The sequence below is a fragment of the Brevundimonas sp. genome (assembly GCF_032107865.1).
Taxonomy (GTDB): domain Bacteria; phylum Pseudomonadota; class Alphaproteobacteria; order Caulobacterales; family Caulobacteraceae; genus Brevundimonas.
On record NZ_DAMCNG010000027.1, the window covers coordinates 8,656 to 21,340 of the forward strand.

General features: G+C 67.5%; 10 protein-coding genes and 1 pseudogene. 2 read left to right on the plus strand and 9 right to left on the minus strand.

The annotated features are described in order from the left end of the window. Window positions 1–155: 155 nt before the first annotated feature. From phoB to RT567_RS04430, 6 genes are all read right to left on the minus strand, one after another. On the minus strand, window positions 156–845 hold the full coding sequence (gene phoB, locus RT567_RS04405) for a phosphate regulon transcriptional regulator PhoB (protein ID WP_003165711.1): 690 nt from the start codon (window positions 843–845) through the stop codon (window positions 156–158). 43 nt (window positions 846–888) lie between these two features. Beyond that, window positions 889–1,635, minus strand: coding sequence for a phosphate signaling complex protein PhoU (phoU, locus tag RT567_RS04410; protein ID WP_087139817.1), 747 nt, complete (start codon window positions 1,633–1,635; stop codon window positions 889–891). Between the two features lie 10 nt (window positions 1,636–1,645). Further along, window positions 1,646–2,506: a phosphate ABC transporter ATP-binding protein PstB gene (gene pstB, locus RT567_RS04415; protein ID WP_313574599.1), complete on the minus strand. Its 861-nt coding sequence runs from the start codon at window positions 2,504–2,506 to the stop codon at window positions 1,646–1,648. A 5-nt stretch (window positions 2,507–2,511) separates the two neighbouring features. After that, on the minus strand, window positions 2,512–3,822 hold the full coding sequence (pstA, locus tag RT567_RS04420) for a phosphate ABC transporter permease PstA (RefSeq protein ID WP_313574601.1): 1,311 nt from the start codon (window positions 3,820–3,822) through the stop codon (window positions 2,512–2,514). Beyond that, the gene (gene pstC / locus RT567_RS04425; RefSeq protein WP_313574603.1) at window positions 3,815–5,245 is read right to left on the minus strand and encodes a phosphate ABC transporter permease subunit PstC; all 1,431 of its coding nucleotides are present in this window, start codon (window positions 5,243–5,245) and stop codon (window positions 3,815–3,817) included. The genes pstA and pstC overlap by 8 nt, the downstream gene beginning before the upstream one ends. A 163-nt stretch (window positions 5,246–5,408) precedes the next feature. After that, entirely contained in the window at window positions 5,409–6,806 is a 1,398-nt protein-coding gene (locus RT567_RS04430) for a sensor histidine kinase (RefSeq protein WP_409516141.1), read from the minus strand. A 144-nt stretch (window positions 6,807–6,950) separates the two neighbouring features. Here RT567_RS04430 and RT567_RS04435 point away from each other — a divergent pair, with 144 nt between their 5' ends. Further along, window positions 6,951–9,239: an ATP-binding protein gene (locus RT567_RS04435; RefSeq protein ID WP_313574606.1), complete on the plus strand. Its 2,289-nt coding sequence runs from the start codon at window positions 6,951–6,953 to the stop codon at window positions 9,237–9,239. Between the two features lie 12 nt (window positions 9,240–9,251). On the opposite strand, the gene RT567_RS04440 is transcribed toward RT567_RS04435, so the two are convergent. Then, window positions 9,252–9,461, minus strand: a complete 210-nt coding sequence (locus tag RT567_RS04440) for a hypothetical protein (RefSeq protein WP_313574607.1) — start codon at window positions 9,459–9,461, stop codon at window positions 9,252–9,254. A 29-nt stretch (window positions 9,462–9,490) separates the two neighbouring features. Further along, window positions 9,491–10,768: an isocitrate lyase gene (aceA, locus tag RT567_RS04445; protein ID WP_313574609.1), complete on the minus strand. Its 1,278-nt coding sequence runs from the start codon at window positions 10,766–10,768 to the stop codon at window positions 9,491–9,493. A gap of 168 nt (window positions 10,769–10,936) precedes the next feature. Between aceA and RT567_RS04450 the strand changes: the two genes are divergently transcribed. Beyond that, window positions 10,937–12,367, plus strand: coding sequence for a short-chain fatty acyl-CoA regulator family protein (locus RT567_RS04450; RefSeq protein WP_313574611.1), 1,431 nt, complete (start codon window positions 10,937–10,939; stop codon window positions 12,365–12,367). 31 nt (window positions 12,368–12,398) lie between these two features. Here the strand turns inward: RT567_RS04450 and RT567_RS04455 are convergent. Continuing rightward, window positions 12,399–12,685 (minus strand): annotated as a pseudogene (locus RT567_RS04455) (universal stress protein UspA); the annotation flags it as partial.

The window sequence follows — 12,685 nt, forward strand, 5'->3', positions numbered from 1 at the left end:
CTTGACCCGAGGATCCAGGGCGACGGCGCGCTCACCCGTTCAACGCCGTGCAGGCGGACGGCTGGATCCTCGGGTCAAGCCCGAGGATGACGGCAGGGGATGGGGAGCCGTGCCGCGTCGTAGAGCGTCGTGGCCCGCGCCGCAGGAGTCACCGCCTAGTTATTCAGGTCCAGCGAATAGCCTGCCGAGCGCACGGTGCGGATCGGGTTGACCGTACCTTCGACGTTCAGCGCCTTGCGCAGGCGGCCGACGTGGACGTCCACGGTGCGGGCCTCGACATAGACGTCCGAGCCCCAGACCGCGTCCAGAAGCTGCTCGCGGCTGAACACCCGGCCCGGATGCTTGAGGAAGTGGTCGAGCAGACGGAACTCCGTCGGGCCCAGATGCACCTCGCGGCCCGCGCGGCTGACGCGGTGGGCGACACGGTCCATGATGATGTCGGCGTGGTTGACCCGGTCGTCGGCCAGACCCGGACGGATGCGGCGCAGCACGGCGCGGATGCGCGCGGTCAGCTCCGTCATCGAGAAGGGCTTGGTCATGTAGTCGTCGGCGCCGGTGTCCAGGCCGCGCACGCGGTCCGTCTCCTCGCCGCGCGCGGTCAGCATGATGATCGGCAGGTTGCGCGTCTCGGCCCGGCCGCGCACGCGGCGGCAAACCTCGATGCCCGACAGCTTGGGCAGCATCCAGTCCAGCAGGATCAGGTCGGGGGTGCGCTCGTCGATCTGCAGCATCCCCTCCTCGCCATCGGCGGCGACGGCCACGTCATAGCCTTCCTTCTCCAGATTGTACTGAAGCAGGGTGGCCAGGGCGTCCTCGTCTTCCATCACCAGGATATAGGGTTGCACGTCAGCCTCTCCGGTTCGTCGAAGTCGTCAGCGATGTAGGGTGTCAGTCGTCCGCCGCGTCGGGAGACGCAGGCAGATGCGGGGTCGGCGTCGGCTCTTCGCCGGGGCCGGGCACGGCCTTCGGCCGCTCGCCCAGCATGTCCTCGCCCGTGATCTCATAGTGAACCGTCTCGGCGATGTTGGTCGCGTGGTCGCCGATCCGCTCCAGGTTCTTGGCCATGAACAGCAGGTGGGTGCAGGCCGTGATCGTGCGCGGGTCGCCCATCATATAGGTGAGCAGTTCGCGGAACAGGGCGTTGTAGTGCTCGTCCACCTCGTCGTCGGTCTGCCAGACCGACAGGGCGCGCTCGATCTCAGACGCCGTATAGGCGTCCAGCACGTCACGCAGACGGTTCGACACCAGGCGCCCCATCCGCTCGATCGAGCGGGTCAGCGGCTGCATCGGCTCGGCCTCAGCCAGGATCAGCGCCCGCTTGGCGATGTTCTTGGCCAGGTCGCCGGTCCGTTCCAGATCCGAGGCCAGCTTCATCGCCCCCAGCGTCCGACGCAGGTCGCTGGCGACCGGCTGGCGCAGGGCGATCAGGCGGATCGCCTTCTTCTCGATGTCGCGATGCAGGGCGTCCAGGCGGTTGTCGCGCTCGACCACCGCCTTGGCCAACGCCACGTCGCGGCGCGCGACGGATTCGATGGCGTCCGCCACCTGCGCCTCAGCCAAGCCGCCCATGCGGACCACCTCGGCCGTCAACTGGTTCAGCTCGTCGCCGTAAGCCTTGACCGTATGCTGGTTCATCGTCGGGTCCTCAGCCGAAACGGCCGGTGATGTAATCGAGCGTGCGCTTTTCGCGCGGGTTGGTGAAGATCTCTTCGGTGTCGCCGGTCTCGACCAGCTTGCCCATGTGGAAGAAGGCCGTGCGCTGCGACACGCGGGCCGCCTGGGCCATCGAGTGGGTGACGATGACGATGCAGTAGCGCTCGCGCAGTTCGTCGATCAGCTCTTCGATCTTGGCCGTGGCGATGGGGTCCAGCGCCGAGCAGGGCTCGTCCATCAGGATGACTTCGGGTTCGACCGCGATGGCGCGGGCGATGACCAGACGCTGCTGCTGGCCGCCCGACAGGCCGGTGCCCGGCGAGTGCAGACGGTCGGCGACCTCGTCCCACAGACCGGCGCGCTTCAGCGACTTCTGGACGATCTCGTCCATCTCGCCCTTGGTCGAGGCCAGACCGTGGATTTTCGGCCCATAGGCCACGTTTTCATAGATCGACTTGGGGAAGGGGTTCGGCTTCTGGAACACCATGCCGACCTGGGCGCGCAGCAGCACCGGGTCGATCTTGCGGTCGTTGATGTCGCCGCCGTCCATGTCGATCCGGCCGGTCACGCGGGTGCCGGGGATGGTGTCGTTCATGCGGTTCATCGTCCGCAGGAAGGTCGACTTGCCGCAACCCGACGGACCGATCAGCGCCGTCACCGTCTTGTCCGGGATGTCCAGCGAGACGTCGAACAGGGCCTGCTTCTCGCCATAGAAGACGCTGACGTCGCGCGCGGCGATCTTGATTGGACCCAGCGGAGCCGAAGCGTGAGCGCCGACGACCGGCGCCGTCGTCAGGGGGGCGGAAGCGCCGTTGGAAACGCCTTCGGGCGCGCGGAAGATGCGGGACTTCATAAGATTTACCACCGGCGTTCGAAGCGACGGCGCAGCAGGACTGCGGCGGCGTTCATGACGATCATGAAGGCGAGAAGGACAAGGATGGCGGCCGCCGTCCGTTCGTGGAAGGCGCGCTCCGAGGCGTTCTCCCAGATGTAGATCAGCGACGGCAGGGCGCCGACCGGCTCGTCGATGGCGTGCGGCACGCCCGGCACGAAGCTGATCATGCCGATCAGCAGCAGCGGCGCCGTCTCGCCCAGCGCGTGGGCCATGGAGATGATGGCGCCGGTCATCACGCCGGGCATGGCCAGCGGCAGGACGTGGCCGAACACCGTCTGGGTGCGGCTGGCGCCCATGGCCAGAGCGGCCTCACGGATCGAGGGCGGCACCGCCTTGAGCGACGAGCGGGTGGCGATGATGATGGTCGGCAGAGCCATCAACGCCAGCACCAGACCCCCGACCAGCGGACTGGCGCGCGGCAGGTGCAGGAAGTTGATGAACAGCGCCAGACCCAGCAGGCCGTAGACGATGGACGGCACGGCGGCCAGGTTGTTGATGTTGACCTCGATGATCGCCGTGATGCGGTTGCGCGGCGAGTATTCCTCCAGCCACACGGCGGCGCCGACGCCGACCGGAATGGCGATCAGGGCCGTCACCATCAGCATCAGGGCCGAACCGACCACGGCGCCCAGCAGGCCCGCCAGTTCCGGCTGGGTCGAGTCGCCCTTGGTGAACAGGGCCGAGTTGAAGTGGGCGCGCACCGCGCCCGAGGCCTTCATCCGGTCCAGCCAGTCCATCTGCTCGTTCGAGACACGGCGTTGATCCTCGGGCTGATCGCGGGTGATCTTGCCCTTCAGATACATCTCGGCGTCATCCGACAGCGGCGCGGCGACCGGTACGGTCTGGCCCAGCAGGCTGGGCTGGCGCGCGATCATCTTGGCGGCCTGGAACTTCAGCTCCGAGGACAGCAGGGCCTTCATGGCCGAGGCCTTGGTCCCCTGTTCGTCGTCCTGAATTCCCAGGCGGCGGATCTGCTGCTCGGCGACGATCTGCTCGAAATTGGCGCCTTGCGGATAGGAACGGTCGATCCGCGCCGGGTCCATATAGACCGGCAGGGTCACGGTGTGGGCGTAGAAGGCGGTGTAGCCCTGGCTGACGATGCTGCCCAGCAGGATCACCAGGAAGGTCAGCGCCACGCCGATGGCCGCGCGGCCGTACCAGCGGAAGCGGGTCTCGCGCGCATAGCGGGCGCGCAGGCGGGCCTTCAGGCGCTGGGTGCGCGGGCTGACGCCGGTCGTGCCCTGCTCGGTCAAGTTCTGGGCGGCGTCAGTCATACTGTTCCCGATAGGCTTGCACGATGCGCATGGCGACGACGTTGAGCAGCAGGGTGACGACGAACAGCGTCAGGCCCAGGCCGAAGGCGGCCAGCGTCTTGGGACTGTTGAACTCCTGGTCGCCGGTCAGCAGGGTGACGATCTGCACCGTGACGGTCGTGACCGTCTCCAGCGGGTTCAGGGTCAGCTTGGCGGCCAGGCCGGCGGCCATGGTGACGATCATGGTCTCGCCGATGGCGCGCGACACGGCCAGCAGCAGCGCGCCGGCAACGCCCGGCAGGGCGGCGGGCAGCAGCACCTTCTTGATCGTCTCGGACTTGGTGGCGCCCATGGCGTAGGAGCCGTCGCGCAGCGACTGCGGCACCGCGTTCAGAATGTCGTCCGACAGGGAGCTGACGAAGGGGATCAGCATGATCCCCATGACCGCGCCCGCGACCAGGGCCATCTGATTCTGCACCAGCGACAGGTAGAGGCCCAGATCGTTGAACGGGCCGCCGATCAGCAGGTCGCCGATGCCGTTGAAGAAGACGCGCAGCGCCGGACCAACGGTCAGGGCGGCGAAGAAGCCGTAAACCACGGTCGGCACGCCCGCCAGGACTTCCAGCGCCGGCTTGACCAGGGCGCGGGTCTTCCGGCCCGAATACTCCGACAGATAGACGGCCGAGAACAGGCCGATGGGCGCCGCCACCGCCATGGCGATGGCCATGATCAGGAAGGTGCCCGCGAACAGCGGCACGGCTCCGAAGGCGCCCGACGACCCGACCTGATCGGCGCGAATGGCGATCTGCGGGCTCCACTTGGTTCCAAACAGGAACTCAGTGATCGGCACCATGCTGAAGAAGCGCAGGGAATCGATCACCAGCGAGAAGATGATGCCGAGCGTGGTCAGCACAGCCACCGCCGAACAGGCGAACAGGACGCCGGTGATCCAGCCCTCGACCTTGTTGCGCGCACGCAGGTCGGGGCGGATGCGGGTGAAGACGAACAGGCCGCCCAGCACGGCGGCGATCAGGGCGGCGACGCCCCCGCCCCAGTTCAGGGCCGCGGCGATGCGGTGGGCGCGGCGGCCCTCGGCCGGCAGTTCCTCGGCGTAGGGCGCGGGCCAGATCTGGCGCGCCTCCTGCCCCGCTCCGACCAGACGGGCGTCGGCGAAGAAGGCTTCGCGGCGGAACGGCTCCAGCTGGGTGACGCTGTCAGGCGCGCCCGCCCGCATCATCTGCTGCTCGATGGAGGTCGAGAAGACCGAGGCGGCGATCAGCATCGCCAGCGCCGGAACACCGACCCAGATCAGGGCGTAAAGCCCGTGTTGGCCAGGACGCGAATGCGACTTCGCCCCCTGGCTCCGGCGAACGGCCAAGGCCCGCCCGGCCACATAGGCCAGGACGGCGAAGGCGATCAGCAGCAGCAGGAAAATCCAGATCATCCGGTCCGATCAGCGCAGGAATCAGGAACGCGCCGGGTTCGGTGCGTTTCGGCCGGGAAACTGCCTGCGATACGTCAGCGGATTAAGACGGCTGGATGACAGTTCTGTTACGGCGCCCGTCCGCAATGTCGCAGGTCCATGACGATCGATCCGAACCCGGACCTCACGCCTCGGATGGGGGAGCCAGCGGGAAGCAGGCCGCGAAGATCGCCCCATGCCCCGGCGCGCTGTCCACGGACAGGCCGCCCCGGTGGCGAATGATGATGTGGCGCACGATGGCCAGGCCCAGGCCCGTGCCCTGCCGATCGCCGCTCTTCTGGCCCTCGACGCGATAGAATCGCTCGGTCAGGCGCGGCAGGTGCTCGCGCGCCATGCCCGGCCCGTGGTCACGCACGGTGACGACGGCGTAGCGCTGGCCCGTCTCGCGGTCGGGTGTCGCCAGCGACAGGCGGTTGCCCTCGGTCATCCGCGCCGCCATGGCCTCGTCCAGGGTGCGGTCGATCTCGATGCCGACCTCGATGGTCCCGCCTGCGCTGGAATATTTCAGGGCGTTGTCGATCAGGTTCTGCACCACCTGGGCGATCTCGTCCCGGTCGCCGGTCACGGCCGCGCCGCCGTGCGGCAGCTCCGCATGGATCGTCACCTGCCGCTCGCTGGAAATGACGCTGACCGCATCGACCACATCCGCCGTCGCCCGCGCCAGATTGACCCGGCCCAGGGGCGCGATGTGTTCGTTCAGCTCGATCCGGCTCAGCGACAGCAGATCGGCGACCAGCCGCCGCATCCGGTCGGCCTGCACCGCCATGATGTCGAGGAATTTGTCACGCGCCTTGGGGTCGTCCTTGGCGTGGCCCTTCAGCGTCTCGATGAAGCCCGACAGCGACGCCAGCGGCGTGCGCAGCTCGTGGCTGGCGTTGGCCAGGAAGTCGACGCGCATCTTCTCCATGCGGCGCACGTCCGTCTCGTCGCGCAGCGCCAGCAGCGTCAGCGCCCCGCCGCCCCAGGCCGAAGCCTCGCGCGTCGGCAGAGGACGCACGAAGGCCCGCCAGTGCCGTTCCTGAACGCCGCCGCCGACATAGTCGACCTCGGCGTCGACGCCTTCGAACAGGGCCTCGTCCACCGCCTCCAGCACGCGCGGCTCGCGCAGCACCGAGACCAGCAACCCGCCACCCGTCCCGCTCAGCTTGAACAGCTCGCGCGCCGCCGCATTGGCCAGGGCGATGCGCCGCCCGGCGATATCGTCCGCCTCGCCGCCGCTGATGATCAGCAAGGGATCGTCCAGCGCCTCGAACACATCGCCCAGCAGAGCCGCGTCCGGCCCCAGATCGACCGCGCCGGGCTCGAACTCCATCTCGTCGGCGACCAACGGCGGATTGCGGTTCACCAGCCAGGTCGCGAGCGCGACGGCCACGGCGCCCGCCGCCAGCCATCCCGCCAGCTCGGGCTTCATCACGGCCAGAACCGCCATCACCAATATGGCCACGCCCCCGCTGGCGCCGGCCGTCCACAGTCGGGACGAAGCGGTAGGGGCGACGGGCGAAGGCGAATGCTCATACGGCATAGGGATCGACGTTATCTCATTATTCAGCGACAGCCCCTAACCTGTCGGAATTACGGGGGTCCGCGCGTGTCGGGATTCTTGCGCTTAAAGCAGTTTGTTCACCGATTTGCGGCAGTCATAACGACAGGATGAGGGCTTTCTGACGTGAACACGATCCTGAACTGTCTGGTTCAGCAACATGATTGGCGCCTCCTGCCGTTCGCAGGACTCGTCTCCATATTCAGCCTGTTAATCGCCCTCTCTCTGTTCGATCGTGCGCGCAACGTCGCTCGACGTTCACGACGGGTCTATCTGATCGCCGTGCCGCTGGTTGCAGGCCTGGGGGTCTGGAGCACCCATTTCATCGGCATGAAGGCCTACGACGCCGGGGTGCCGGTCCGCTATGACATTAGCGACACCAGCCTGTCCCTGGCCGTCGTCGTGATCGCCTTCTATGTCGCCATGCATCTGGCTCTGGTCGATGGCGGGCGCATCAGCCGCTTCGTTTCCGCCCTGACATGCGGCCTCGGCGTCGCGGCCATGCATTTCATCGGCATGGCTGGCCTGCGTTTCTCGGGCGCCACCCTGTCGTGGAACATTCCTCTAGTCGTGGTCGCGGTCGTCGGAGGCGTTTTGATGGTCTGCAGCGTGACGCTGCTGCCCTGGCGCGTCGGCGTGAAACGCATCATCGCCGCGACAGCCGTGGCCGGCCAAGGCATCTGCTGGCTGCACTTTGTCGCCATGAGCGCGGTGATCATCACGCCCACGCCCGGCGTGATCCTGCCCGTCGCAGCCGCCGCTGAAAGCACGCTGACCCTGTGGATCGGCGCCAGCATCGGGATTCTCGGCGTCATCGCCGCCTTCCTGACCGGCATGGTCTGGTGGTCGCGGCACAGTGCGCTCGGCCAACTGCGCGAAGCCATCGAGGCCATGCCCGACGGCCTGGGCTTTTATGACGCCGACGACCGGCTGGCGATCTGGAATCGTCGCTACGCCGAGGTGAACCCCGAACTGGCCGGCGCCCTGAAGGTCGGCGTCACCTTCCGCGAGATTCTCGAGGCGGGGCTCAAGGCGAACATCTACCCTTGCGCAGCGGGCCGCGAGCGCGCCTGGATAGCCGAACGACTGGCCAATCGCCGCCGCCCGCAGGGTGCGATAGAACAGCAGGTCGGCGACCGCTGGCTAAGGGTTCAGGATCGCCGCACGGCTGAAATGGGCACCGTCACCGTCTGCTCCGACATCACGGAAATGAAGCGCGACGCCCAGGCCCTGGCCGAAGCCCGCGACGCCGCCAACGCCGCCAACCGCGCCAAGAGCCAGTTCCTGGCCAATATGAGCCATGAAATCCGCACGCCTATGAACGGCGTCATCGGCGTGGCCCAGGCCCTGGCGCGCACCAATCTGGACGAACATCAGCGCGAGATGCTGGACCTGATCCACTCGTCCAGCCGCACGCTGCAGACCCTGCTCAGCGACATCCTGGATCTGGCCCGCGTCGAATCCGGCCGATTGGAGCTCTGCGACGAACCCTTCGACCTGACGCGAGCGATCGAAGAGGCCGCCCAGCTCTATGCCGCCGCCGCACGCGACAAGGGCCTTCAGTTCTTCATTGAGGTCGCGCCCGAGGCACGCATCTGGATCCACGGCGACCCGGTGCGGCTGAAGCAGATCCTGACCAATCTGGTGTCCAACGCCGTCAAGTTCACCGCCGCTGGCTTCGTCAGCCTGACCGTCGACGCCGGACCGCACGGACTGCGCTTCGTGGTTCAGGACACCGGCATCGGCTTTGACGCCGAAACGCGCGACCGGCTGTTCAGCCGCTTTGAACAGGCCGATGGCGACATCACCCGACGCTTCGGCGGGTCAGGCCTGGGCCTGGCGATCTGTCGTGAGCTGGCGAGCATGATGAACGGCGAACTGGGCTGCGAAAGCGAGCCGGGCGGCGGCGCCGCCTTCATCCTGACCCTGCCCCTGCGTGCGGCCGAAGCCCCCGCCGTCTCAACGCCGACGACGCCCTCTGCCGCAGACGCCGACTGGACGCAGCCTCAACGTCGCCTCCGCGTCCTGGTCGCCGACGACCACCCCACCAACCGGCGCGTGGTCGAACTGATCCTGGATCAGGCCGCCGTCGATCTGGTCTCGGTCGAAGACGGCGCCCAGGCGGTCGAGGCCTGCCGCGCCGGCACCTTTGATCTGGTGCTGATGGACATGCAGATGCCGGTCATGGACGGTCTGACCGCCACCCGCGAGATCCGCCTGCACGAGGCCGTCATGGGCTCCCCGCGCGTGCCCGTGGTCATGCTGACGGCCAACGCCCTGCCCGAACATATCGCCGCCGGCCTGGACGCTGGGGCCGATCGTCACCTGGCCAAGCCGTTCAATGTCGAGGCCCTGCTGGCGATGGTGCATGAGTTGACGGCGAATACGCCTCAGGCCGCAGAACAGGCGGCCTGAGGGTCTTTCCCACTATTCGTAGCCGTGCGCCGCCTCATTGATCACCTGGCTGGGCATGGACGAGAAATCCACGCTCAGCGGACGGACCGCCTTGGTCTCGAAGGTCTTGAGGACGTGCTCCAAGCGACGGCGCACCTCGCGCTCGGCCTCGGTCGATCCGTCCAGCGCCAGCGGCGCCAGGCAGAAGTCGATGATGGCTTGCGGACGGGTCATGGGCTCCATGTCATTTCCTTTCCTGTGAGGCGTGGAACTCAGGCGGCGTGGAACTGAGCGGTCTCGGTCGAGTCCTTCAGGGCCGTGGTCGAGGACTGGCCCGAAGAAATGACCGTGGCAACGTCGTCGAAGTAGCCGGTGCCGACCTCGCGCTGGTGACGGGTGGCGGTGTAGCCGGTCGCCTCATTGGCGAACTCGCGCTGTTGCAGCTCCGAATAGGCCGCCATGCCGCGATCGCGATAGCCGCTGGCCAGCTCGAACATCCCGTTGTTCAGGCTGTGGAAGCCCGCCAGCGTCACGAACTGGAACTTGTAGCCCATGGCCCCCAGCTCGCGCTGGAACCTGGCGATGGTTTCCTTGTCCAGCTTGGCTTCCCAATTGAACGAAGGCGAGCAGTTGTAGGCCATCAGCTTGCCCGGATGCTCCTTCTGGATCGCCTCCGCGAACTTCTTGGCGTCGTCCAGATCGGGGTGCGACGTCTCCCACCACAGCAGGTCGGCATATTTGGCGTAGGACAGGCCGCGCGCGATGCAGTGGTCCAGACCCGTGCCCGGCTTGAGGCGATAGAAGCCCTCCGGCGTGCGGTTCTCGCGGTCGATGAAGGGGTGATCCCGCTCGTCGATGTCCGAGGTGATCAACTGGGCGCTCTCGGCGTCGGTGCGCGCCACGGTCAGGGTCGGCGTGCCGCAGACGTCGGCCGCCAGACGCGCCGCGATCAGGTTGCGCTCATGCGCCTGGGTGGGGATCAGCACCTTGCCGCCCAGGTGGCCGCACTTCTTTTCGGACGCCAGCTGGTCCTCGAAGTGGACGCCCGCAGCGCCCGCCTCGATGAAGGCCTTCATAATCTCGAAGCTGTTCAGCGGGCCGCCGAAACCGGCCTCGGCGTCAGCGACGATGGGGGCGAACCAGTCACGCTTGGCCCCGCCCTCGGCGTGCTCGATCTGGTCGGCGCGCTGCAGGGTGCGGTTGATGCGGCGGCACAGTTCCGGCGCGGCGTTGGCCGGATACAGCGACTGGTCCGGATACATGGCCGAGGCCGTGTTGGCGTCGGCCGCGACCTGCCAGCCCGACAGATAGATGGCCTTCAGACCCGCGCGGACCATCTGCATCGCCTGATTGCCGGTCACGGCGCCCAGGGCGTTGATGTAGGGCTCGGAGTGCAGCAACTCCCACAGGCGGTTGGCGCCGCGCTCGGCCAGCGTATGGGTGACCGGCACCGATCCGCGCAGACGCAGAACGTCTTCAGGCGAGTAAGGGCGCTCAATGCCGTCAAAACGGCCGGCGGGCGAAGGAACCAGATCAGCGAAGGTCGTCATGTTCGTCTCGGTCTCGATAAGGCGCGGCCCAAGAAGGAAGAATGGGCCGCCGTCCCGAAGACCTGAACACGCCGTCGTCATGATTGACACAGCGACGGCCACATCATTCAAGTCAAACAGTCACATCATGACACTTGTCAGAAAGTCATGATGTGACATGATCGCGCCATGAACGCCGCCGTTGATCGCAAGCTGTTTCTGGGCGGCCGCCTCAAGCGACTGCGGCGCGACCTTGATCTGTCGCAGACGGCGATGGCGGCGGATCTGGGCGTCTCGCCGTCCTATCTGAACCATATCGAGCGCAACCAGCGGCCGGTCTCGGCCCAGCTGCTGCTGCGTCTGGCCGAAACCTATGACGTGGACCTGCGCAACCTCGGCCAGTCCGGCGGCCCGGCGTCAGAAGCCGAACTGTCCGAAGTCTTCGCCGACCCTCTGTTTCAGGGTCTGGCCGTGCCGCGCCACGAGATCATGCAGCTGGCCGAAGATCAGCCTGCCGCCGCGGACGCCGTGCTGCGTCTCTACCGCGCCTTCACCGACCGTCGCGTGCGCGACCGCGCCGAGGTCGAGGCCGGAGGCGGCGCCGCGCCGACCGACAGCCCGTCAGAATGGGTGCGCGAATACGTCCAGTCCCGCCACAACCATTTCCCCGACCTCGATGCCCTGGGCGAGACCCTGCACGACGCCCTGCGCGCCGAAGCCCCCGCCCCCGACGAAGGCTTCGAGGCCCTGGCGCGAGGGCGACTGTTCGCTCGCTACGGCCTGACGGTCCGCACCCTGCCCGCCGAGGTCATGGTCGAATGGACCCGCCGGTTCGACCCGCACCGGGGGCGCCTATTGCTGTCCGACGCCCTGGGGCCGTCGTCGCGCGCCTTCGCCGTCGCCAATCAGTTGGCCCTGATGGAGCATGGGCCGGAGCTTCAGGCCCTGACAGACGCGGCGGGGGCGCCGGACGCACCAACGCGCAACCTGCTGAAGACGTCCCTGACCAACACCCTGGCCGCCGCCGTCCTCATGCCCTACGGCGCTTTCCAGCGCACGGCGGAGGAGACCGACTACGACCTGGCCCGCCTTCAGGCCCGCTTCGGCGTCGGTTTCGAGCAGGTCGCCCACCGCCTGACCACCCTGTCGCGGCCTACGGCGCGCGGCGTGCCTTTCTTCCTGATGCGGGTGGATCAGGCAGGGAATGTGTCCAAGCGCTACGCCTCGGGCGCCTTCCCCTTCTCGCGCTTCGGCGGCGCCTGTCCGCGTTGGCGGCTGCACTCGGCCTTCCGCACGCCGGGCCGCATCGTCACCCAGATCATCGAGACGCCGGATGGCGGGCGCTGGTTCACCCTGGCCCGCACCGTCGACCGTCAGGGCCAGGACGCCTTCACCGAGGGCCATGACCTGGCCATCGGCCTGGGCTGCGAGCTGAAGCACGCCCACCGCCTCATCTACGCCCGCGGTCTGGACCTGCAGAAGCCCGAGGTCACCCCCATCGGCCCCGCCTGCCGCCTGTGTGAACGCCACCCCTGCGCCGAACGCGCCGCCCCGCCGGTCGGCCGCGCCCTGACGGTCGACGACTGGTCGAAGTCGATCAGCCCCTACCCGTTCGCCTAGTTTCCCCTTCCCCCTTGTGGGAGAAGGAAAGTCAGTGCGCCAGCATCAGCGCCACGGGCGCTTCGTTCAGCAACGTCTGCGTCACCCCGCCGAAGATCCATTGCCGCATCCGTGCATGGCCCCAGGCGCCGGAGACCATCAGCCCCGCCCCCATCTCCTCGGCGCAGTCGATCAGTCGGCGGCCGTGCGTGCGATCGTCATGCGCGCGAGCGTCCGGTTCGGCGGCAACGCCGTGCCCGGCCAGCCAACGCACGACGTCTTGCGTCCGCAAGCGCGCGCCGTCCGTGTCCTCGGGATCGCACAGTTCGACCACGCGCA

Coding starts and splice junctions, on each gene's coding strand:
- pstC (WP_313574603.1), bottom strand. CDS start 5,245: ATGATCTGGATTTTCCTGCTGCTGCTGATCGCCTTCGCCGTCCTGGCC.
- RT567_RS04430 (WP_409516141.1), bottom strand. CDS start 6,806: ATGCCGTATGAGCATTCGCCTTCGCCCGTCGCCCCTACCGCTTCGTCC.
- phoU (WP_087139817.1), bottom strand. CDS start 1,635: ATGAACCAGCATACGGTCAAGGCTTACGGCGACGAGCTGAACCAGTTG.
- RT567_RS04450 (WP_313574611.1), top strand. CDS start 10,937: ATGAACGCCGCCGTTGATCGCAAGCTGTTTCTGGGCGGCCGCCTCAAG.
- aceA (WP_313574609.1), bottom strand. CDS start 10,768: ATGACGACCTTCGCTGATCTGGTTCCTTCGCCCGCCGGCCGTTTTGAC.
- RT567_RS04440 (WP_313574607.1), bottom strand. CDS start 9,461: ATGGAGCCCATGACCCGTCCGCAAGCCATCATCGACTTCTGCCTGGCG.
- pstA (WP_313574601.1), bottom strand. CDS start 3,822: ATGACTGACGCCGCCCAGAACTTGACCGAGCAGGGCACGACCGGCGTC.
- pstB (WP_313574599.1), bottom strand. CDS start 2,506: ATGAAGTCCCGCATCTTCCGCGCGCCCGAAGGCGTTTCCAACGGCGCT.